The organism is Streptomyces sp. Tu 2975 (assembly GCF_009832925.1).
GTDB lineage: Bacteria > Actinomycetota > Actinomycetes > Streptomycetales > Streptomycetaceae > Streptomyces.
The window spans coordinates 285,978-308,312 of the sequence record NZ_CP047140.1 but is presented as its reverse complement, the minus strand read 5'-3'; the positions used below and the strand labels follow the sequence as shown (position 1 = coordinate 308,312).

17 protein-coding genes and 2 pseudogenes are annotated in these 22,335 nt (G+C 69.5%); 15 read left to right on the top strand and 4 right to left on the bottom strand.

Annotated elements, in window-relative coordinates; genetic code table 11:
- The first annotated feature begins 73 nt into the window (after window positions 1-73).
- From GLX30_RS01190 to GLX30_RS34860, 7 genes are all read left to right on the top strand, one after another.
- Window positions 74-1,099, top strand: coding sequence for an NAD(P)-dependent alcohol dehydrogenase (locus GLX30_RS01190; protein ID WP_159682450.1), 1,026 nt, complete (start codon window positions 74-76; stop codon window positions 1,097-1,099).
- Between the two features lie 19 nt (window positions 1,100-1,118).
- Window positions 1,119-2,714, top strand: a complete 1,596-nt coding sequence (locus GLX30_RS01185; protein WP_159682447.1) for an extracellular solute-binding protein — start codon at window positions 1,119-1,121, stop codon at window positions 2,712-2,714.
- 81 nt (window positions 2,715-2,795) lie between these two features.
- Complete coding sequence (locus GLX30_RS01180) at window positions 2,796-3,674, top strand: sugar ABC transporter permease (RefSeq protein ID WP_159682444.1); 879 nt, start codon at window positions 2,796-2,798, stop codon at window positions 3,672-3,674.
- On the top strand, window positions 3,671-4,516 hold the full coding sequence (locus GLX30_RS01175) for a carbohydrate ABC transporter permease (protein WP_159682442.1): 846 nt from the start codon (window positions 3,671-3,673) through the stop codon (window positions 4,514-4,516). Before GLX30_RS01180 ends, GLX30_RS01175 begins: the two co-directional genes overlap by 4 nt.
- On the top strand, window positions 4,513-5,604 hold the full coding sequence (locus tag GLX30_RS01170) for an ABC transporter ATP-binding protein (RefSeq protein ID WP_159682440.1): 1,092 nt from the start codon (window positions 4,513-4,515) through the stop codon (window positions 5,602-5,604). The genes GLX30_RS01175 and GLX30_RS01170 overlap by 4 nt, the downstream gene beginning before the upstream one ends.
- A 1-nt stretch (window position 5,605) precedes the next feature.
- On the top strand, window positions 5,606-6,397 hold the full coding sequence (locus tag GLX30_RS01165) for an ABC transporter ATP-binding protein (protein ID WP_244257943.1): 792 nt from the start codon (window positions 5,606-5,608) through the stop codon (window positions 6,395-6,397).
- A 2-nt stretch (window positions 6,398-6,399) separates the two neighbouring features.
- Window positions 6,400-6,684, top strand: coding sequence for a hypothetical protein (locus tag GLX30_RS34860; protein ID WP_244257942.1), 285 nt, complete (start codon window positions 6,400-6,402; stop codon window positions 6,682-6,684).
- A 141-nt stretch (window positions 6,685-6,825) separates the two neighbouring features.
- On the opposite strand, the gene GLX30_RS01160 is transcribed toward GLX30_RS34860, so the two are convergent.
- Entirely contained in the window at window positions 6,826-9,240 is a 2,415-nt protein-coding gene (locus GLX30_RS01160; RefSeq protein ID WP_208545337.1) for a SpoIIE family protein phosphatase, read from the bottom strand.
- Between the two features lie 476 nt (window positions 9,241-9,716).
- Between GLX30_RS01160 and GLX30_RS01155 the strand changes: the two genes are divergently transcribed.
- On the top strand, window positions 9,717-10,403 hold the full coding sequence (locus tag GLX30_RS01155; protein ID WP_159682434.1) for an SMI1/KNR4 family protein: 687 nt from the start codon (window positions 9,717-9,719) through the stop codon (window positions 10,401-10,403).
- 2 nt (window positions 10,404-10,405) lie between these two features.
- Here GLX30_RS01155 and GLX30_RS01150 read toward each other — a convergent pair whose 3' ends face one another.
- Window positions 10,406-10,768, bottom strand: a complete 363-nt coding sequence (locus GLX30_RS01150; RefSeq protein WP_159682431.1) for a hypothetical protein — start codon at window positions 10,766-10,768, stop codon at window positions 10,406-10,408.
- 70 nt (window positions 10,769-10,838) lie between these two features.
- The gene (locus tag GLX30_RS01145) at window positions 10,839-11,294 is read right to left on the bottom strand and encodes a hypothetical protein (protein ID WP_159682429.1); all 456 of its coding nucleotides are present in this window, start codon (window positions 11,292-11,294) and stop codon (window positions 10,839-10,841) included.
- A gap of 767 nt (window positions 11,295-12,061) precedes the next feature.
- On the opposite strand from GLX30_RS01145, the gene GLX30_RS34855 reads away from it, so the two are divergent.
- Together GLX30_RS34855 and GLX30_RS34850 are read left to right on the top strand one after the other, a co-directional pair.
- On the top strand, window positions 12,062-12,307 hold the full coding sequence (locus GLX30_RS34855) for a hypothetical protein (RefSeq protein ID WP_244257941.1): 246 nt from the start codon (window positions 12,062-12,064) through the stop codon (window positions 12,305-12,307).
- Between the two features lie 404 nt (window positions 12,308-12,711).
- Window positions 12,712-12,870 (top strand): hypothetical protein, encoded by a 159-nt coding sequence (locus GLX30_RS34850; protein WP_244257940.1) that lies wholly within the window; start codon window positions 12,712-12,714, stop codon window positions 12,868-12,870.
- 775 nt (window positions 12,871-13,645) lie between these two features.
- Here the strand turns inward: GLX30_RS34850 and GLX30_RS01135 are convergent.
- Entirely contained in the window at window positions 13,646-14,710 is a 1,065-nt protein-coding gene (locus tag GLX30_RS01135; protein ID WP_159682423.1) for a hypothetical protein, read from the bottom strand.
- Between the two features lie 758 nt (window positions 14,711-15,468).
- Here GLX30_RS01135 and GLX30_RS36025 point away from each other — a divergent pair.
- The 5 genes and pseudogenes from GLX30_RS36025 to GLX30_RS35775 all read left to right on the top strand — a co-directional run.
- A complete protein-coding gene (locus GLX30_RS36025) occupies window positions 15,469-16,806 on the top strand; it encodes a ScbR family autoregulator-binding transcription factor (RefSeq protein WP_347879677.1) in 1,338 nt (445 codons plus the stop codon).
- A gap of 538 nt (window positions 16,807-17,344) precedes the next feature.
- Window positions 17,345-18,688, top strand: a complete 1,344-nt coding sequence (locus tag GLX30_RS01120) for a cytochrome P450 (RefSeq protein WP_244257939.1) — start codon at window positions 17,345-17,347, stop codon at window positions 18,686-18,688.
- Window positions 18,689-19,189: 501 nt separating this feature from the next.
- Window positions 19,190-19,810 carry a ScbR family autoregulator-binding transcription factor gene (locus GLX30_RS01115; protein ID WP_159682420.1) on the top strand — a complete coding sequence of 207 codons (621 nt, stop codon included), beginning with the start codon at window positions 19,190-19,192 and terminating at the stop codon, window positions 19,808-19,810.
- Between the two features lie 280 nt (window positions 19,811-20,090).
- Window positions 20,091-21,004: pseudogene (locus GLX30_RS34835) on the top strand (AfsR/SARP family transcriptional regulator).
- 507 nt (window positions 21,005-21,511) lie between these two features.
- Window positions 21,512-22,072: pseudogene (locus GLX30_RS35775) on the top strand (ScbR family autoregulator-binding transcription factor); the annotation flags it as partial.
- Between the last annotated feature and the right edge of the window lie 263 nt (window positions 22,073-22,335).

Genomic DNA, 22,335 nt, shown 5'->3' with positions numbered 1-22,335 from the left:
TCTGAGACATCGGCCTGCGGGCGGCGGCCTGTGTAATCGGCGCACCATCCACCGCCGATTCGCAGGGAGCGCCATGAAAGCCGTGCAGGTCATCGAGTACGACGAGCCGCCAGTGCTCGTGGATGTGCCGGACCCGCAGATCACCGGTCCGCTGGACGTGATCGTGAAGGTGGGAGGTGCGGGGGTCTGCCGCACCGATCTCCATATTCTCGAAGGACAGTGGGCCGCCAAGAGCGGGGTCGCCCTGCCGTACACCATCGGCCATGAGAACGCCGGCTGGGTGCAAGAGGTGGGGCAGGCCGTCACCAACGTCAGGGTCGGCGACCCGGTGATCCTTCACCCGCTCGTGACCTGCGGTCTGTGCCGGGCCTGCCGGGACGGCGACGACGTGCACTGTATGAGCTCGGCCTTCCCGGGGATCGACGCCGATGGGGGCTATGCCGAGTACCTGAAGACCACCGCCCGCTCCGTCGTTGCGCTCGACCCGTCCCTCGAGCCTGCCTCGGTGGCGGCTCTGGCCGATGCCGGGCTCACGGCGTACCACGCTGTCGCCAAGGCGGCCCGGTTCCTGCGGCCGGGGGACCGCGCTGTGGTGATCGGCGCCGGAGGCCTCGGGCACATCGGTATCCAGGTGCTCCGGGCTCTCTCTCCGGTCGAGATCATCGTGATCGACCGGAGCGCGGATGCCCTTGCGCTCGCCAGGGAGCTGGGGGCGGATCACACGCTGATCGCCGACGGCAGTGAGATCGAGCGCGTACGGGAACTCACCGGAGGGCACGGTGCGGAAGCGGTCCTGGATTTCGTCGGCGAGGGCGGTGCCGTGGAGACGGGCGTGGCCTGCCTGCGCCGTAACGGCAACTACTACGTGATCGGTTACGGCGGCCGGCTCGACGTTCCGACGATCGACGTCATCTCCACCGAGATCAACTTCATCGGGAACCTCGTGGGGTCCTACAACGACCTGTCCGAGCTGATGGTGCTGGCAGCCCGGGGCAAGGTCGGCCTGCATACCCAGCGATATCCCCTCGCGTCCTTCCAGGACGCCCTCGACGACTTGTCCGCCGGTGCCGTGCGCGGCAGAGCGATCTTGATTCCCTGACGGTCGAAGGAGCACTCCCATGCGCAACAGTTCGTACAAAGGTGTGGTCGCCGCCGCGATCGTCGTGGCCCTCACCGCCACCGCCTGCACCGGTCAGGGTCCTGTCGAGAACAAGCCGGACAAGCCGGCGCTGTTCAAGCCGGGTTCGGAGATCAGCTACAGCAAGTACAGCAAGAGCTACCCCAAGACGAAGGTCAGGGACGTCCCGGGCCCCTGCAGCTACGAGTCGATCAGCCGCAAGGACTACTCCGGTCAGACGCTGAAGATCATCAGCCATGCCATCCCCGTCATCGGCGAGCCGACCCAGCTGCATGCCGAGCAGTTCGAGGAGATCACCGGCGCGAAGGTGGAGGTGATCAACGTCCCCTTCGGGGAGCTGCACCAGAAGATCCTCACACCCCTGCAAGCGGGCCAGCCGGCGTACGACGTCATGTTCTACCCCTCCCTGTGGGTCGGCGACATGGCCCCACATCTGGCCCCGGTACCGAAGAAGTATCTGGACACCCCCGGCATGAAGGACGTCACCAAGGCTTATATGGACGTGGCGACCTGGGACGGGAAGGTCGTGCAGTACCCGGTCGACGGTGACAGGCACTACCTCAAGGTCCGGACAGATGTCCTCGGGGACCCGAAGCGGCAGGCGGCGTACAAGGCAGCCACGGGCAAGGACCTCCGGACCCCCAGGACTTGGGCCGAATACCAGGAGGTCGCCGCCTTCTTCAGCGGCAAGGACGTCGACGGGGACGGCAAGCCGAACTTCGGCAGTGCCGAGGTGACAAAGCGTGACGACCTGACGTTCTCGGCGTTCATCAGTCGTGCGGCACCATACGTCAAGCACCCGGACGTCGGGGGTGGTCTCTTCTTCGACCTCGAGACCATGGAGCCGCTGATCAACACGCCCGGTTTCGTACGCGCCCTCGAAGACATGGTGAAGGCCAAGTCGACCTGGGCACCGGGCGGCGCGAACTTCGGTCTCGGGGACGAAATCCTCTCGTTCGGCGGGGGGCAGAGCGTGATGTCCTATTCGTGGGACGACGCCTTCATCCAAGGCCAACAGCCGGACGGGACGATCCGCAACAAGATCGGGGCGGCCCCGTTGCCGGGGTCCGACGAGGCCTACAACCGCACCACGAAGGCGTGGGACAAGAAGCCCAATCAAGCGCCCTACTTCACCTGGGGCTGGACCTCGGCGGTGGCCAAGGCCGCGCGCAACCAGGACATGGCCTTCGACTATCTGTGCTTCTTCAGCAACGAGGCCAACACCGCTCTCGACCTGACCATCGGCCGTTTCGGCGTCAACCCCTACCGCAAGGCGCACTTCGACGCGAAGTTCTGGGAGCGGCAGGGCTGGGAGAAGGACGTCGCCGAGTCGTACGTCCACACGCTCTCCGGCATGGAGTCGAGTACCAACCGCGTCTTCGACCTGCGCGTACCGGGTGTCAACGGGTACATGTCGGCACTGGCCAACGGCGTCGCCGCGGCTCTCGCCGGGCAGCAGGCTCCGCAGCGCGCGCTGGACGACGTGGCGGCGGAGTGGGAGCGGATCACCGACCGGATCGGCAAGGACAAGGTCCGAACCGCCTATCGGCACGTGGTCGCACTCGAGGACAACTGACCTGATCGCAGGAGCGCTCCTGGTGGCCCGCCGAGCCGGTCGGCCACCAGGTGGCGCCTGCCCACTTCCGCAAGGACAATCATGGAAGCTCTGCGCCGGCACAAGAGCATGTTCCTCCTCCCAGGACTGCTCACGCTCGCACTGATCATCATCTTTCCGCTTCTGTTCACCATTCGTGTCAGCTTCTCCGGCTGGAACGTGAGCAACCCTCAGTTGGACTTCATAGGCGGGGCCAACTACACGGCGATGCTGCACGACAGCCGGTTCTGGGCGTCGATCATGCGCCTGGTCCTGCTGGCCGGCGGCACAGTCCTCATCCAGTACGTGATCGGGTTCGGGATGGCCTTGCTCGTCTGGCGTGAGGCTCGCGGTCGTCGTCTCTGGCGGGTGCTGTTCCTCGTCCCCATGATGACCACTCCCGTGGTGATGGCTGCCATCTGGCAGATGATCTTCCACGAGTCGCTGGGGCCGGTGAACGATCTCCTCGGGATGCTCGGCCTGTCCAAGGTTCCCTGGCTCACCGAGTCCGGGCCGGCCCTGGTCGCGTTGATGACCGTCGAGGTCTGGCAGTGGACCCCGTTCATGTTCTTGCTGCTCCTGGCAGGCCTGCTGAGCCTTCCCAAGGAGCCGTTCATGGCCGCGGCCATCGACGGGGCGGGCCCGTGGCGCACCTTCCGGAAGGTGACCTTCCCGCTCATGGCACCGGTGTCGGTCGCGGCGATCATCATCCGGCTGATCGAGGCGTCCAAGCTCTCCGACAGCGTCTACGTGCTCACATCCGGGGGGCCGGGCTCCTCCACGGAGACGCCGGGCTACTACCTCTACATCCAAGGGCTCAGGGATCAGCAGACCGGATACAGCGGGGCGATGTCCCTGACCTATCTGGTTCTGATGATCGTCACGCTCACGGTTGCCGCGGCCTTGCTCGCCAGGGCCTTCAAGCTGAAGGGGGACTCATGAGGTCACGCCTTTATCCCGTGTTCAAGTACACCGTGATCGCCCTCTGGGCCTGCTTCGTCGCAGGACCGTTCTTCTGGGCCATGACGACCAGTTTCAAGGACGTCAACGGCGTCCAGGGCGGTGCCACCTACCTCCCCTGGCTGCAGTACGAACCCACTGTCGTCGGGTGGCGCAACATCTTCGGCGGAGCCGGCGGTGTCGATGTGACGCAGCCCTTCCTCAACAGCGCCGTCGTCACTGTCCTCGCCTCGGCCATCAGCCTCGTCCTCGGCTCCCTGGCCGCCTACGCATTGTCCCGATACCGCTTCAAGTTCGGCTTCATCAAGAACAGCGACATCGTCTTCTTCTTCGTGTCACAGCGGATCATGCCGCCCGTCGTCCTGGTGATCCCGTTCTTCTACCTGCTGCAGTGGACAGGCCTCCTGGACACCGTCGTGGGCCTGGTCATCGTGACGGTCGCCCTGCTGCTGCCGATCGCCGTCTGGGTGATGGTCGACTTCTTCAACGGCATCCCGCGAGAGATCGACGAGATGGCCATGCTCGACGGCTGCGCCCCGTTCCAGACCTTCGTACGTGCGATCCTGCCGAACTCCCTGCCCGGGCTGACCGTGGCCGCGATGTTCTGCGCAGTCTTCGGCTGGAACGACTTCTTCTTCGCCTTCCGGCTGACCTTCACCGAAGTGCAGACCCTGCCGCAGGCCGTCGTCGCCCTCAACTCGTCCATCCCGCCGTGGTGGACCCTCTCCGCCGCCGCTCTCTTCGGCGTGGCGCCGCTGATCCTTCTCGCGCTCTGGGTCGAGCGCTATCTGTCCAAGGGAAACCTCTCGGGAGCGGTCCGATGAACCTGAGTGCTACTGATCTGTGCCTGACCGTCGACGGCGTCGACCATCTCAAGCAGGTGACCGCGACCTTTGTGCCGGGACGGCTCCACACTGTGATCGGCCGGACGATGGCGGGGAAGACGACCCTGCTGCGGGTCCTGGCCGGTCTGCAGGCAGTGGATTCCGGCGCACTGACGAGGGAGGGAGCCGACTTCCTCAAAACGCCGGTGTGGCGACGCGACACCGCCATGGTCTACCAGCAGTTCATCAACTACCCGCATCTCAACGTGTTCGACAACGTCGCCTTCCCGCTCAAGCGGGCGGGACTGTCGCGAAACGAGATCCGGCGACGTGTCACCAGCAGTCTGGCACGCGTCGGGCTGGCCGACTTCGAGCGGCGCAAGCCGTCTCAGCTCTCCGGTGGCCAGCAGCAGCGGGTTGCGCTGGCTCGCGCCCTGGCCCGCGGCACGGGCATCCTCCTGCTCGACGAGCCGCTGGCAAATCTGGACTACAAGTTGCGTGAACAGTTGCGCGACGAGTTCAGAACCCTCTTCTCGGACCAGGGCGACACGGTAGTGATCTACACCACCACGGAACCCGCCGAGGCGATGATGCTCGGTGACGTGGTACTGGTCATGCACGAAGGACAGATCCTCCAGATCGGTTCGCCGCAGGAGGTCTTCGAGCGCCCGGCGACGACCACGGTGGCTTCCATCATCAACGACCCGCCCATGAACATCTTCACGGGACGCATCGAGAGCGGGCAGGTCACGGTGGCCGGGTTCCAGGCCACGCACGTGTCCGCGCATCTCGCCGACCTGCCCGACGGGGTCTACCAGTTCGGCCTGCGCGCGACGGACGTCAGCCTGGCCTCCGCCGGTGTCGAGGGCGAGGTGACCTTCGTCGAGATCTCCGGCTCGGAGACGTTCGTCCATGCGGCCGTGGGCGAGACGACCCCGTTCGTCATACAGATCGAGGGCATCCATGACGTCGCTCTCGGCGACCTGGTGAAACTGCGACTGCGTCCTGAGCGCCTGTTCGCCTTCGACAAGGAAGGGTCGCTCGTGCAGACGCCTTCCTATGCTCTCGCTCCAGTGGAAGGACGTTGAAATGACGCAGTTGGACATCGTCGACGTCGGGCACAGCTACACGCCTGGGTTCGAGGAGGAGCGGTGGGCTCTCAAGCCACTCGGACTGACCTTCGAGGCCGGCAAGACCTACGCACTGGTCGGCCCGTCGGGCTGCGGCAAGACCACGCTTCTGAACATCCTGTCCGGGCTGGTCAGGCCGTCACAGGGCCAGGTCCTCTTCGACGGCGCTGACGTCACGGCTCTGCCCACGAAGGCGCGCAACATCGCCCAGGTGTTCCAGTTTCCAGTCATCTACCAGGCGATGACGGTGTACGAGAACCTCGCCTTCCCCCTGCAGTGCCGCCGGTGGGACAAGGCAAGGATCGATGCCAAGGTCCATCAGGTCGCCGAGGCACTGGACCTGGACGACCGGCTGGGGCAGCCCGCCCGGCGGCTCACCGCCGACGACAAACAGCTCATCTCGCTCGGCCGTGGTCTTGTCCGCGACGACGTGGCGGCCGTGCTGATGGACGAGCCACTGACGGTCATCGATCCACAGCTGAAGCACTCCCTGCGGCGCAAGATCCGTGAGATCACCGAGCAGTTCCGGCCCACAGTGATCTACGTTACCCACGACCAGTACGAAGCAATGAGCATTGCGCAGGAAGTGCTGGTCATGAAGGACGGCCGAGCCATGCAGCAGGGCACCCCGGAGCAGCTCTTCGAGGCCCCCTCGTCGACGTACGTCGGCTACTTCATCGGATCGCCGGCAATGAACTTCCTGACCGTGGACCGGGCCCACGGGAACGTCACTCTTGGGGCCGGGACCTGACCATGGCGTGGGACATTCCGCGGAGCACCTCCGAGAGCCAGGTGGGAATCCGGCCCGAGTACGTCGAAGTCGTCACGGAACCCGGGCCCAATACGTTTCCCGCCAGGCTTCGGAACGTCCGGGACCACGGGCCGCAGCGGGTGCTCGAGATGGAGGTGGCCGGCCAGCTCATCCGGGCGAAGGTGCCGCGGGAGAACGGGATTCCGGCGGTCGAAGAGTTCCTGGTGCATCTTCCGCGCGCCAAGGCCCTCCCCTATGCGGACGGTCGCCTCGTACTCCACTCGTAGGAATCATCGGACAGGTGGCTCCGGGCCCTGCCAGGGCCCGGAACGCTTCGTGCTACTCCTCGGTGGCGCTGTGTGGTGTGCGGCTGGACAGGTCCCTGGCTCGGGGCCTGCTCCGGTGGCGGCTGCTCGCGGCATGTCGGTCTACGGCTCCAGCAGTGGCTGCTCGGTCCAGACGGTCTTCCCCTCGCGGGTGTAGCGCGTACCCCAGCGCTCGGTCAGCTGGGCCACCAGGAACAGGCCACGCCCGCCCTCGTCCGTGGTGCGTGCCCGACGCAGATGGGGTGATGTGTGACTGGTGTCGGTGACCTCGCAGATCAGAGATCGTTCACGGATGAGTCGCAGGGTCACGGGGCCGGTGGCGTACCGGTAGGCATTGGTGACCAACTCGCTGGCGACCAGCTCCGTGGCGAAGGCAAGGTGCTCGAGGCCCCATCCGGTCAGCTGGGCTGTCGTCAGGGTCCTGGCCCGAGCCGCGGAGCTCGGATCCAGCGGAAGCCGCCACGAGGCGACGTTCTGCGGGGGGAGCACGCGGGTACGGGCGACGAGCAGGGCGATGTCGTCCGCGGGGTGAGGGGGTACGAGGGAGTCGATCACCGCCTGACAGGTCCGTTCCAGGGGGTCGGCGGGGCGGGTGAGCGCCGCGCACAGCCGTGCCAGGCCCGTGTCGATGTCGATGTGGCGTTCACCGATGAGTCCGTTGGTGTAGAGGGTCAGCAGGCTTCCCTCGGCCAGTTCGACGTCCCGGGCCTCGAACGGCAGCCCGCCCAGGCCGAGGGGTGGGCCGGCGGGCAGTTCGAGCAGGCTCACCTGTCCGTCCGGGGCGGTCACCACCGGTGGTGGGTGGCCGGCGCGCGCCACGGAGCACAACTGGGAGACCGGGTCGTAGATGGCATAGAGGCAGGTGGCGCCGATGACCTGCTCGCCCACGGGTTGCTCACCGACTGCTTCTTGTTCGGCGGCCAACAGGTTGACCAGGTCGTCCAGGCGGGAGAGAACCTCGTCCGGTTCCAGGTCCAGGCTCGCGAGGGTGTGTACGGCTGTACGCAGCCGACCCATGGTGGCTGCGGCGTGGATCCCGTGGCCGACCACGTCGCCGACAACGAGCGCAACCCGGGATCCCGACAGGGGAATGACATCGAACCAGTCGCCGCCCAGCCCCGAGGCCGCTCTGGCCGGGACGTAGCGCGGGGCCACCTCGACAGCCGGTTGGCGCGGAACCGCCCTCGGCAGCAGGCTGCGTTGCAGGGCGAGGGCGGTCTGTTGCTGCTCGGTGTAGCGCCGGGCGTTGTCGATGCAGACGGCGGCGCGCGAGCCGAGTTCTTGGGCCAGCGTGAGGTCGTCCGCTTCGAACGGGTCGGGGCGCCGCGAGCGCCACAGACTCATTGCGCCCAGCACCAGGCCACGCGCGACCAGGGGAACAACGATCAGAGAATGGGCACCTGGGTCGGGAACGAGCTCACGCTGGCGCGGTTCAATGGCGAATCGGTCAGGTGGAAGAACGGACTCCAGAACTGCCCGTCCGTCGGCCAGGCACCTGGCTTGTGGGGTGTCCGGTGCGAACTCGACGGGTTCCCCTCCCGGCCGCGGGAGTTCGGGCTGCCGGGCGTGGGCGCTACGAACCGCCACCCGTACGACGGACCTTGTCGAGCCCTGGGCCGGCTCCTCACCGCGCGTCACCAGTTGCGACAGATCCACTGAAACATGGTCGGCCAGCTGAGGGACGGTCACATCAGCAAGCTCCCAGGCCGTCTCTCCTACCTCGAGGGTGGTTCCGATGCGGGCGCCTGCCTGGGCGAGGAGCGCGAGCCGCAGTCGAGCCCGATGGCGTTCGGTGACGTCCTCGACGGTCTCGGCCACTCCCAGGACCCGGCCGGACGGATCCTCCAGCCGGAAGGCCGATACGGACGCGGCCCGCTCCCGAGTCGGATACCGCTCCAGGCGGGTGTACTGCTCGGTGGCGACCAGCGATCTTCCGGTCTGCAAGACCCGGCGCACCCGGTCCACGGAATTCCGCGCATCTTCTGCAACCAGCAACGCACCGGTGGGCATTCCCCGGAACGAGGCGGCCGGAACGCCGGTGAACCGTTCGACCGCCCGGTTGACCCGGAGAATCGTCATCTCGGGACTGTGGACGACGAGCCCGATCGGGCACCGGCGGAACAGCCCGTCGAGAACCGCGCGGTCCCTTTGCCACTCGAGGATCTCGGCCGTCGGCGCCCCGACGAGGAACCACTCGCGGACGCCGCCCTCGCGCAGGAGTGCACGTACCCGTAACCCCATCTCCACCAGACGCCCGTTGCGATGCCGCACCGCCAGTACGCCGAACCAGCCTCCGGCTCTGCCGCACAGCGCCGCGGCCTCCCGGGCGGCCGGCAGGTCGCGGGGAGCGATCAGGACTTCGCGCGCCGGACGGCCGATCACCCCTGTCGCCGAGTGGCCGAGCAGTTCCTCGGCCCGCCGGCTCCATCCGACCACTGTTCCCCGGTCGTCGAGCACCGCCGAGGCGGCCAGGTGAAGAGCGAATGGATCATCCCGGCTCTCGCTGAGCACCGTCATCCGCTGGTCCACAGTTGGACACCGCCTCTCTCGGCTTCCCGCTGGAACTGCCACGCGCCCGTGACTGGCGTGGCTCAGCCCGGACCGGTCACTTCACCGCGCCACAAGATTTCCTGTGCAAAAGACCAGGTGACACCATGCGAGCCTATTGAATCCGTTCGAGCTCAGCGGACTTCCGGGTGCTGTGTCACGGCGTGGCGGCCACCACCTGCGCGGTCCACAGGGTTCCGCCTGCCTTCGGACACGCTCTCAGCCTGCGACCGGTCGAGGTCCGCTGTGACGCGGTCGGCGTGTGTCTCGAAGCGGGCATCGCTGACCCAGCGGCACTTCCCCGAGCTGGTCGCCTGTTACCTGCGCAACGCCATGGTGGCGCACGAAATCAGGATCAGGAGTGTGCTGGCGCGTTGCGCACACCGTCCGTGTCACCCGATCGGTGGCCATGCTGAAAACGCTCAGTCACTCATATGGTGGGCGCTATGAGCGATGTCATTCAGGCTTGGTCCCGTATCAAGAACTGGGTTCACCAGCACCAGTGCACTGCCGACCTCGAAGCCCTGCGCCCCCCGGCCTCTGAGGAGTCCATCCAGTCCCTCCAGGACGCCCTCCCATATCCGCTTCATCCCCACCTTGTGCAATGGCTTCGTATTCATGACGGTGCTCTGCCAGGGAGTTCCCTCTGGCCGTTCCGGTACTCCCCGATCAAGGCTGAGGGCATGGAGGGTGGTCCGCAGCATTTCAGGGAGGCTTTTGATGATTTCCGCAGTGAATTCACGGATGACGGGTTGGATCCCGAAGGTCCGGAAGGGCCGTGGGATCCGCCGGATGCATACGAGTTCTGGGTGCCCATTGCAGTCACCAATACCGGCGAGTACCTCGCGGTCGACCATCGTCCTGGGGGCACCTACGGAAGCGTCCGGGAGATCGATTTTGAAGGTTCGGATCCGTGGGGCGTGATCCGGTGGGCGAGCCTGGGGGAAATGCTCGACAAGATCGCGGACGGCCTTGAATCCGGCTCGGGTGTCCAGGGCAGCGGGCGAGCGTACCGATACGTCCCTCAAGTGATGCAGTCCCCACCGACCATCACCGACCCCGCACTGTCCGGGGCGCCGGTGGTGATCGGCGGAGATCTGGTGGATCGCCTTGACTGGCGGATCGAGCGATAGAATCACGCCTTCGCTCCGTCGAATTCACGGCGCAAAGGACTGTTGTGCTTCTTACTGCCGGGATGCCAATCGAGTTTGTCGCGCATCTCCAGGTAATACAGGGCGGCACCTTCAGCGTTCTTCAGCTTCAGGTTGAACGTCGGCGTGTACTTCGGGAAGACACAGCCCACCGAGGTGTTGGCGCGCATGATCTGGTCGCAACGGACCTGCTCCCAGAACACCCAACTCGGTTCGGTGATCTTCACCGAGGCGGGCGCGGCGGACGCCTTGAAGCCGAGGAAGTTGCCCCGGTCGAACTTCTGCTGCTGACCGGCCGCAGCGGTCTTCCAGGTGAACTTGCGCGTCTGGACTGTCTGTTCGGTCACCGAGGAGGTAGTGGTCCAGGAGGTCGGCCCGGTGAATTCGGGACCGACGAACTCCCTCTGGCAGACTGTGTCACCGCCACGTGACGTCCCAGTAGTCGAGCGTCACGGTGCCGAGCGCGCCGTCGATGGACAGGGGCGCGATGGTGTTCTGCTGAAGCCACTCAGCGCCCTTGGTGCCCTTCGTGTTCAGCTTGATCTCCTCGCGGACGAGGAACATGGCCGTGCCGATGAGCTTGGGCGGCTCATTGGGGCTGATTCGCCACCATTGGGCCACTACGCCGATCTTGTGGCAGCCCTCGTCGCGGGTGAGCGTGTATCCGCCGACAGTCGGGTCGTTGCACCAGGGGACAAGAGGGTCGGAGGGCGCCGCGAGCGCCTTCGCTGCCCTTCCTATGTCTGCGTTGTAGGTACGGCTCTGGCACAGCTCGATCTCAGAGTTGTCGGTCTTGTGACAGTGGCTCCGGTCCCCTGGCTGCGGATCGGTCGTGACGCCGTCCGGGGAGGCTTGCTTCTCTGGAGTGTCCACCTCCTCATACGGCTCCTCCTCCGGGTCCACCGGCTCCTCGGGCAAGGACTTGAAGACACTCAATGTCCGGCACTGCCTCGCCGGCGAGTAGACCGTGCAGCCTAGTTGGGCCCGGTCTTGCGTCGCGCCATGCTCGGCAGGCGCGGCTCGACCGCCGCATACAGTCGGGAGCATGACCAGCACGCCGGAGGAACCGCAGTCGCCTCGCCCGTGGGCGCCGGGTGACGGGCCGCGGCCGATGGTGTGGGCGTGCGGCCAGGGGACCGTCCGGCGCTGCGGGTGTGGTCGGCTGGGCGGTGGCGGTACGCGCCGGTCCTGGCCCGGCAGGACCGGCCGGACGGCACGGTGTACTACCAGGTCGAGGTGGACCTGCGCGGCGACACGGCGGTGACCGCGGTTCTGTACCGGTGGCCGCAGCCGGGGTTGGAGGCGGTGCAGGGAGCAGCGCCGCGGAGCCGTCGAGGCGGGCCGACGGGACCGCGCAGGGGGAGACTGCCCTGGGCGCGGCCCCGCCGGACGTGAACTGCGCTGCCGTTACTCGACGAGCTGGGCGACCAGGTAGTGGTCCTCGGTGCCAGTTCATGGGCCGGACCGTCACACCCGATCCGAACACCCCCGCCGGGCCGAGCCGGTCGTAGTGGAGACTGGAACGCCCGGCGGCGCGCCTTCTGTCCGGCCGATGTCTTTGTACCGGCCCAGCAGCTTGCCACCGCTTGGTGGCGTACGACAGGTCCTCCCGGCACGCGTCGAGGAACAGGCGCTGCGCCGTGACGACCGCCTCAGCCTGCCGCTGGAAGCGGGCCCTGTCCTTCTCGTTCAGCTCCAGGTCGCTGGTCGCGGCGACCAGTTCCTCCGCCGCGGCGATGACCGCCACGGTGCCGCAATGCCGTACGCCGTGCAGTGCGCCGATGAGTTCGCCGCTGACCTCCCACGCCTGCGGGATCTGGCCCAGCAGCAGCTTGTGCGCCGCCCGGCCCGCCTCGCGCTGCAGGTGGGAGAACTGGAACGCGTAGTTGAACGAGCGGGTGGAGGCGTCCAGCAGCCGCCGTACGCCTCCGCCCGGTCCTCCTTGGTGCCCAGCCGGGAACGCCCGTGGGCCGGTAGGGGCCTATCAGTGCAGCGGCGACGCTGCCGGTGGCCTTGATGCCGGCAGCAGCGGCACCCGACGTCGTGAAGGTCATGCCCGGTTCTAGCACCCGGCGGACGTGGCGCCGGCCGGGAGGGCGCAGCAGCTGCGCCAGGCGCACGCCGCCGGTTGTGGCACCGAGCAGGTGGTCCAGCACGGTCAGCGGGGCACCGTCGGGGATGGCGCGGGCCGCCAGGTCGGCACGGAGCGGAGAAGGTCGAGGAGCACGGGAACCTCCGGGCACGGCAGGGATCTTCGCCCCTAGTGGGGGGGTGGGGTGGGGGTGTGTTGGTGGGGGTGGTTGAGGGCGTTGGTGAGGGTGGTGAGGTGGGGGTGGAGGGTGTGGTGGAGGTGGTTGATGGTGGTGTGGATGTGGTTGTGGTGGTGGGGGGTGAGGTGGTGGTGGGTGATGAGGTCGGCGGTGTGGGGGTGAGTTTGTTGAGGAGGTAGAGGTTGGTGAGGTTTTTGAGGTGGGTGTGGGTGGTGGGGTGGGTGGTGTGGTTGAGGGTGGTGAGGAGGGCGTTGGTGGTGTGGAGGGTGGTGTGGAGGTGGGTCATGGTGAGGGCGGGTTGGGTGGCGTTGTTCCAGCGGGTGTGGGGGGTGTGGGGGGTGGTGGGGGTGTGGAGGGCTTGTTTGGTGCGGGTGTGCCAGATGTGTTGGGCGTGGTGGAGGAGGTTTTTGAGGTGGGTGAGGTTGGTGAGGGGGTTGGGGGGTGTGGGGGTGGTGGGGGGTGGGGGTGGGGGGTTGAGGAGGAGGTGGGTGGCGGCTTTGAGGGTGATGGGGAGGTTGTCGCCTTCGGCGGTGATGGTGCCTTCGAGGTGTTGGGTGTAGTGGGCGAGGGGGTTGTGGGGGTGGAGGGCCCAGGCGCCGCAGCGTTCGCGGCAGGTGGTGGTGATGGTGCGGGCGTGGTGGGTGGTGAAGGCTTTGGTGAGGGCGGTGAGGTGGTGGGTCTGTTCTTTGGTGGGGGGTGGGTCGGTGGGGTAGCGGGGGTTGGTGGGGGTGGGGGGGAGGGGGGTGTTGTGGTGGTGGTGGGTGTGGTGGGTGAGGGTGTGGCGGTGGAGGAGGGTGAGGGCGTAGGTGGTGGCGAGGTGGTCGATGAGGGGGGCGTGGTGGGCGCGGTGGGTGGTGAGGGGGGTGGGGGTGTTGTGGTGGGTGGTGTGGCGGTGGTTGGCGTAGTGGACGGCGATGGTGAGGGCGGCGCGGGCGGTGCCGGTGGCGGCGGCGCTCATGCAGAGTTTGCCGAGGGTGACGCGGTCGATGGTGGTGAGGAACCGTTTTTGGGGGTTGCCGTGGGTGGTGTGGTGGGTGCCGTCCGCCTCGAGGCGGGTGTGGGGGGCCTGGAGGAGGGCGGTGGGGGGGAGTCGGACGTGGGTGAAGGTGGTGATGGCGTGGTCGACGGGGTGGGGGAGGTGGCGGGGTGGGAGGGGGGTGATGTGGATGCCGGGGTGGGGGCCGTCGGTGTCGTGGAGGGGGTGAGGAAGAGGTGGATGCCGCGGTCGGTGCCGTCGTGGGTGATGAGGCGGGCGGCGACGAGGGCGGTTTTGGGGCCTCCGGTGGTGGTGGTGTTGGGCATGAATTTGGCGGCGCCGGGGGTGGGGGTGTGGAGGGTGAACTCGCCGGTGTCGGGGTGGTGGTGGGCGGTGGTTTCGAGGTGGGCGGCGTCGTTGCCGTGGGCGAGTTCGGTGACGAGGAAGGTGCCGGTGTTCTTGAGGGTGGTGTAGGGGGTGAGGTCGCGTTGTTCGGGGTGGTCGTGGTCGAGGAGGGTGCCGAGGAAGAGGTTGTAGTGGATGCCGGCGAGGGTGCCCAGGGCGCTGTCGGCGATGCCGGTCCATTCGTGGAGGGCGGCGAGGCGGCGGGGGTCGCGGGCGAGGGCGAGGGGGTCGCCGGCGGCGGTGTCGTTGAGCAGGCGCAGGCGCTGGTAGGAGCGGGCGGTGCGCTGGGTGGGGGTGAGGTCGTCGTCGTGGGTGAGGAATTCGTCGTGGGTGATCAGGGTGCGCCAGGGGGTGTGGAGGGTGTCTTGTTCGTCGCCGTCGAAGAGCAGGTGGCGCAGTTCGCGGGTGACGGCGTCGGTGGTGGCGTGGTCGGTGTCGTCGTCGCCGCTGGGCCGGCCGGCCGGCCGGCGGGTGGCGGCGGGTGGCGGCGGGGGGAAGCGGGTGGTGGGGGCGGGGGCGGTGACCGGCGTCGATATCGGCGCCGGTCTGCCGCCCGCCACCGACCCCGCCCCGCTCGCCGTCGCCCGGGTCCCCGCCCCGTTCCCGGTCGCCGTCGCCCGGGTCCCTGCCACGGTCACCGTTCCCGTCCCTGACCCCGCCCCGTTCCCGGTCGCCGTCGTCCGGGTCCCTGTCACGGTCGCTGTTCCCGTCCCTGTCCCCGCCCCGTTCCCGGTTGCCGTTCCTGACCCGTTTCTCGTTCCGGCGCCCACGCCCGTGGTGACACCACCCGTGGTGACGATTGCCGTTGCCGTTGCCGTTGCCGTTGCCGTTGCCGTTGCCGTTGCTGTGGTGAGGGTCGGCGCGTCGGTGGAGAGGGTGGCGATGCTGCCCGTGCCCGTGCCCGTGCCCGTGCCCGTGCCCGTTCCCGTGCTCGTGTCCGTGCCCGTTCCCGTGTCCGTGGCGGTGTCCGTGCCCGTGGGGAGGGTCGTTGTGCACGCGCCCGCGCCTGCGTCTGTGCCCGCGCCTGTGGCTGTGGTTGTGCGGGGGTTGGTGCTGGCCGGGGCGGTGGGGGGTGCGGTGGGGGTGTCCTGCCCGGTGGTGGGGATGGGGGGTTGGATGGGCTGGGTCAGCAGGGTCATGGCCTCTCCCGCGGGATAGGGGCGTCCGGTGGTCTAGGGAAGCGCAGGGCCCAAAGATACGTACCCACCGGTTTTGTTTTCAAGGCGCTGGGCAGGTTTCAGGGTGACGTGCGTCACACTGGAGAGTCGTGGCGACGGCATATGCCGGGTTACGGTGCTGGTCGGACGCGATCATTCCGCTTGAAAGGGACCTTTGGGTCCCCTAACTAAAACCGGCATGGTGGTTTGGTTACGTGGTGTTTACGGACCGGTGCCCGGTGGCGGGCCCGGGGTGGGTTCGCGGGCTGGCCGCAGAGCGCTGGGCTGCTAAGATACGAACCCGCCGGTTTCTTTTCGTTGGTGCGGGGATGTCGGAGGTGGTGGTGATGGCGCGGCAGGAGCGGGCCGTGAGGACGCGGCGGGCGATTTTGGTGGCGGCGGCCGAGGTGTTCGACGAGGTCGGTTACGAGGCGGCGACCATTTCCGAGATCCTCAAGCGGTCGGGTCTGACGAAGGGGGCGCTGTATTTCCATTTCGCCTCCAAGGAGGAGCTGGCGCAGGGGGTGCTGGCGGAGCAGGTGCATGCGCTGCCGGACCTGCCGGAGGGCGAGTTGATGCTGCAGACGGCGGTGGACCGGGCGTTGCTGCTGGCGTATCTGCTGCGCCGGGACACCGGGGACCCGATCGTGCGGGGCAGTGTGCGCCTGACGGTGGAGCAGGGTGCGCTGCGGGACGGGCTGGACCGGCGGGTGCCGATGCAGGCGTGGACGGAGCAGACGCAGGTCCTGTTCGAGCAGGCGCAGACGGCGGGGGAGATCCTGCCGCATGTGGACCTGGTGGGGGCGGCCAAGACGTTCGTGGGCGCGTTCACCGGGGTGCAGGTGCTGTCGAACATCATGACCGGCCGCCAGGACATGACCGAACGGGTCGCCGATCTGTACCGGTTCTTGATGACGGCGATCGCCGTGCCCGGGGTGCTGGTCCGCCTGGACTTCTCTCCCGACCGCGGGGTGCGCGCCTACGAGGAGGCCGTCCGCCGCCGCGACGCCGCCCCGAGCCCGCCGCCCACTGACCTCCGCTCCCCGGCTTCACGCCGCCGCCCACGGGCGGCGGCCCGCATTTCCTTGGTCCACCCACGGGCGGCCCCCGCACCCTTCGCCCCGCCCGTGGGCGGCGGCCCCCACACCCCTCTTGGTCCTTCTGCGGGGCCACCGGCCCCTGGCCGGGCGTGCGGGCATCCTCCGACCCCACAACCCGGCAGTCACGCCCTGCTCGCGCCCCCGTGCTCGCGCCGCCGCCCCGTGGTCGGGCCGCCGTGGTGCGGCTCTGGCCGGTTCTCTTCCGGTCCTGCCTGCTCGTGTTCTCGTACTCGCCCGCCCGCGGGCTGCCGTTCCGGTTCGGGGAACTTCCGTTCGTGGGCGGGCTTTTCCTGCCGTGGTGGCGTGTGCTGTCGTGGGTGCCTTCCGGTTCTGTCCCGCGCCGGGTATGTGAACGGCCACGTCGTAGTTGCCGATCAGGTCGGTAAGACCGTGCGGGCTGACGCCCGCGCGTTGTGCTGCTCGGGGTCGGCGCCGGCTTGCAGCGGCACCTGGTGCGTTCCCGGATCCCCTCGGTAGGTGTGCACCGCGGTGAACAGGGCGGTGTTACCGTTCCCGTCGCCCACGTCCATGGATGCACCCGCCGCCAGGATGATTGCGGCAGCCGTCGCGGCCCGGGCCTGCGCGGCGAAGTGCAGTGGTGTCATCCCCGCCTTGTCCGCAAGGCCCGGATCCCGCCCCTCCGCCAGGTCGCCCGCAGGCCGACGGCGTCTTCGTGCAAGGCGAAGTGGTGCACGGACGTGCGGCCCGTCCCGTCCCGCCCCTGATGCCCGTCCCTCATGGCGGCCGTCCTCGCCGAGTTTGACGGACGAGGCAGGAGCACCCCCCGGCCGGCCGGGCCCGCACCGGGAGGCCCCTGCCCCCCCCCGGCCCGTGCGGCCGGCCGGCGGCCAGGGGCCCCGTCCGGCGGTCCGCTCCGGCCGGCCGGGGGCCGGGGTGGCCGGGGTGGTCGGGGGCGGGGTGTGGGGGTGCGGGGGCGTGGGGGTGGGCAGGGTGGCGGTGCGCGCCATGGGGCGCGGCGTGAAGAAGCCCGGACGAATTTGAGGGGGAGTCGGACATGGACACCGACATGAACGTGGACGTGGACGTGGATGTGGATGTGGCGGGGGAGAGGGGCGTGGACGGGGTGGGGTGTCCGTATGCGCTCGATGTGACGGGGCGTGATCTGGCGGGGGAGGCGGCGTTGCTGCGGGCGCAGGGGCCGGCGGCGCGGGTGGTGCTGCCGGGCGGGGTCCGGGCGTGGGCGGTGACGGGACACGAGCCGCTCAAGCGGCTGTTGACGGACAGGCGGGTCTCCAAGGACGCCGGCCGGCACTGGCCGGCGTTCGTGCAGGGGCGGATCACGTCGCAGTGGCCGCTGTACCACTGGGTGTCGGCGCCCACGATGCTGTTCGCCCACGGGGAGGAACACACCCGGCTGCGGCGGCTGGTGGCGGGGGCGTTCACCGCGCGCCGCAGCCGTGAACTCGCCCCGCGGATCGAGCGGATCACGGCCGACCTGCTCGACGAGATGACTCCCACCCCCGCCGCCGCTGACGGCCCCGGCAGCGGCGAAGGGGAGGGTGTGGGTGTGGGGGTGGTGGATCTGCGGACGGCGTTCGCGAAGCTGCTGCCGATGCGGGTGATCTGCGAACTGTTCGGCGTCGAAGGACCCGACCGGCAGGCCCTGTGCGCGGCGATCGACACCACCCTGGGCACCTCGGTCCCGGCCGACGAGATGGCCAGGGCCCAGGACAAGGTGACCGAACTGCTGGCCGCCCTGGTCGCCGCCCGGCGCGCCGAGCCCGGCCCGGACCTGACCTCCGCGCTGATCGCCGCCCGGGACGGCGGTGAACGGCTGAGCGAACAGGAACTGATCTCGACCCTGAACCTGATGATCGGCGCCGGACAGGAGACGACCAGCAACCTGATCAGCAACGCGGTCGCCGCCCTGCTCTCCCTGCCCGACCAGCTGGAACACCTGCGCGCGGGCCGCGCCGACTGGCCCGACGTGATCGCCGAGACCCTGCGCACCCACAACCCCGCCGCCTACATCCCCCTGCGCTACGCCGTCGAGGACATCGACCTGGACGGCGTCCTGATCCGCAGGGGCGACGTGATCATCGTGTCCTTCGCCGCCGCGGGCCTGGACCCCGCCCACCACGGCAAGGACGCCGACACCTTCGACCTGCTGCGCCCGCGCGGCGAGAGCGTCGCCTTCGGCCACGGCGTCCACTACTGCCTGGGTGCCCCGCTGGCCCGCCTGGAGGCCACCATCGCCCTGTCCGCGCTCTTCACCCGCTTCCCCGGCATACGCCTGGCCCGCCCGGTCGGCGAACTGCAGCCGCTCGAGTCGTTCATCATCAGCGGCTACCGCACCCTGCCCGTCCACCTCGCACCCCCCACCCCGCCAACCCCCTGACCCACCCACCCCGACCCTCTGCCCACCTTCCCTGACCCCCTGACCGGCCCCGGCCCGCCCACCCGCGCCGCACCCCGCCCGCCACGCCCGCGCCGCGCACCGGGCCGGGGCCCGTGACCCCCGCGCACCCCCGTGCCGGTGAACAGCCGGCCCCCGCGCACGCTGCTCCACGACCGCCGCCCCCCGGCATCCCCGCCCCGCGGGGGCGCCGGGGCGCTCCGGGGGCGGGTGCAGGCCGGCCGTTTCTGTGTGTCCGGGCGGCCTCGGCCGCTCCGGGCCCGTCCCGGCGCGGGCCCCCGACGTGGGGTGGGTGCAGCGGAATCACCTCCCCCACTTACAAACCGCTTAAGCGGTTTGTTAATCTTTGGATGTCGTCCCGCGGCCGGTGGGGGAGCGGGGCATGGCGCATGCCGCCCGGTGCCCGGGTCGTCCGCCGTGCGGGGTGGGCACAGGGCGGGGCGTGTGTGCGGTCCGCCGTCCGTCAGTGAGGGGATCGCTGCGATGGTCAAGCAGGAGCGTGCGGCCCGCACGCGGCAGGCGCTGGTGCGTGCCGCGGCCGAAGTGTTCGCGCGGGAGGGGTTCGCGCCCGCTTCGCTGGCCATGATCAGTGCCCGGGCCGGGGTGAGCAACGGGGCGCTGCACTTCCATTTCGAGAACAAGAACGCGCTGGCGCGGGCGGTGGAGCAGGAGGCGGCCGAGCGGCTGGGGCGGATCACCTCGCCGCGTCCGGAGCTGCCGGGCGGGGCGCTGCAGGCGCTGGTGGACGCCACCCACGCGCTGATGGGCGCGCTGGCCGAGGACGTGGTGGTGCGGGCCGGGTTCGATCTGAGCGCGGACCTCTCCCGCACCGGCGGCCCGGACCTGCGCGGGGTGTGGCGGGGCTGGGTCGAGCGGATGCTGCACGACGCCGAGCGGGAGGGCCACCTGGCCGAGGGGCTGTCCTCGCACGGCGCCGCCCCCGCCGTCGTCGCGGCCACCGTCGGCTTCGAGGTCCTGGGCGCGGCCGACCGCGAATGGCTGTCCGCGCCCAAGATCACCGGCTTCTGGGAACTGATGCTGCCCCGCCTCGCCCCCGGCCGGCCCATCGTCCCCGCCGGCCCGCGCGACACCACCACCCCATAGGCACCCCCATAGCAGACCACCCGCCCTGTTTCCCTCGCGTTCAGCCGCCCCCCACCCTCCACCCGCCGCCCGCACTGTCCCGTTATCACCCGATCTCTCTGAGCTGTTCGGGTCGGGGTGGTGTCCCGCACGCCACAGAAACAGCACGAGCGGTCTCGTATTGACAAACCGTCCGTCCTGTTTTTTACTCGGTGGTGTCCGGCTGCTACGCGGCGGGCCGTGAGCTGCGGCCGGCGCGCTGCGGTGAAGGCGTGCGCGATTTCGACACAGGGGAGACGGCGTGGACATCGATGTGCTGGGGGAGCTGGCCGTCAGAGAGAACGGGGTCTCGGTGACCCCGACGGCGCCCAAACCGCGCCAGGTGCTGGCTCTGCTGGCGCTGCATGCCGACCGGGTGGTGCCGGTGGCCTCGCTCACCGAGGAACTGTGGGGGCAGCGGCCGCCGCGCAGCGCCCGCACCACGCTGCAGACCTACGTCCTGCAACTGCGCGAGCTGATCTCGGCCGCGCTGGTCCACGACACCGCGCCCCGCACCGCCCACGACACCGCACCCGGCACCCCCTACGGCGCCGGGCCGCTCCCCGGGAGGGGAGCGGGCAGGACGCGGCGGGGGACGGGCGGCGCAGCGCCAAGGACGTGCTGGTGACCTCACCGGGCGGCTATCTGCTGAACACCTCCGGCGGCACCAGCGACGTGCGCGAGTTCGAACTGCTGGCCGGGCAGGGATACCGGGCGATGGACGCCGGGGACTTCGCCGGCGCCGCCCGCCAGCTGCGCGAGGCACTGGCACTGTGGACCGGTTCCGCGCTGGCCGGGGTGCAGACCGGCTTCCTGCTGGAGATGCACGCACGGCGGCTGGAGGAGACCCGGCTGTGCGCACTGGACCAGCGCATCGAGGCCGACCTGCGCCTGGGCCGCCACCGCGAGCTGCTGGGCGAACTGACCGTCCTGGTCAGCCGCTACCGCACCCACGAGAACCTGCACGGCCAGTTCATGCTCGCCCTGCACCGCTCGGGCCGCCGCAGCGAGGCACTGGAGGTCTACCAGCGGCTGCGCGCCGCCCTCGTACGCGAGCTGGGCCTGGAACCCTCCGCCGCCCTGCGCCGCCTGCAGCGCTCCATCCTGATGGCCCACCCCGAACCGCAGCTCGAGCCCGCCCCCCGCACCGGCGAGCGACTCAGCCGGGCCGGCTGACGAACCCCGGCCCCAGCCCGGCGGCCGTCCAACCCCGCGCCAAGCCCGTACCCGCAGCCCGCATCCGGCCCGGCAGTCGGCTCGGCCCCGGGCCGGGGAAGCGCGGGCAGAGCGGGCAGGGCGGTGCACCGCCAGGCCGGCCCGGCCCCCGGGCCGGCCGAGCACGGAAAGGCCGCCACGAAGTACGCCCCGCGTACGGAAAAGGGCCGGATCACGTACGCGCCACGTACGCCGGTATTCGGGGGCCCGGGAGTACGCCAGGGCCGACCGGAGACGCCAGGGCCGACCGGATACAGGCAGGGCCGGCGCCGCGTACGGCAGAGCCGGGCCCAGGGAGGCGCGGAGACCGGTGCACGGACAGGACAGACAGCACACGGGACCGGGACCGGCACGAACACCCAGGAGCCGCCGGAGGGCGGCGCCCGGGGCGGGCCGGTCACGGCGCACCAAAAAGGGGCCGGCCGAATAAGAGGGCCGGGCAGGTGAAGGGAAGAGAGGGGAACCGGGATGCAGGCCAGATCGGAACGCACCCGCCGCAGGCTGGTCCTCGCGGGCGCCCAGATGTTCGACCGGTACGGCTACGCCAGTGCCACACTCGGCCAGATCGCCGGCGCCGCCGGCATGACCAAAGGCGCGCTGTACTTCCACTTCGCCTCCAAGGAAGGCCTCGCCGACGCCGTCCAGGAACGCGGCCGGCAACTGCTGTGCGACTTCCTCCAACAGCAGTGGGAAGCCGGCGCCGCGCCCCTGCAGTCCCTGATCGACCTCACCCACTGGCTGGCCGACGCCCTGTACCAGGACCCCGTCGTACGCGCCGGACTGCGCATCACCAACGAACGCGCCGGCCGCCACCCCGCAGCCACCGACTTCCACCAGACATGGATCACCGAGGTCCTGCGGCTGCTCGGACAGGCCGGCGCCGCCGGCGACCTGCGCGAGGACGCCGCCGGCGAAGGCGGCCAGAGCCTGCTGACCGCCGCCGTCTGCGGCATCGGCGTCCTGGCCGGCACCGGCCTGACCCCCACCGAACTCGCCCACCGCGTCCACGCCCTGTGGCAGCCCCTGCTGCCCGCCCTCGTCCCATCCGGCCACACCCCCCGCTACCGCACCCACCCCCCGCCCCCCACACCCGCCCCGCCCACGCCGCCTGACCCCGCCCAGCCCTGGCCCGTCTTCGTACCGGTGCGCACCCCGCCCGGTACGAAGACGGGCCGGCTGCGTTTCCCGCCGCCGGGAACCGGCGTAGCCCAGCCGCCGCCGAAGGACGCACCGCGGCGAAGGGGGAGAGGGGCAAGGAGACGAGGTGCGGGCGGGACGGGGCGGTTGTCGGG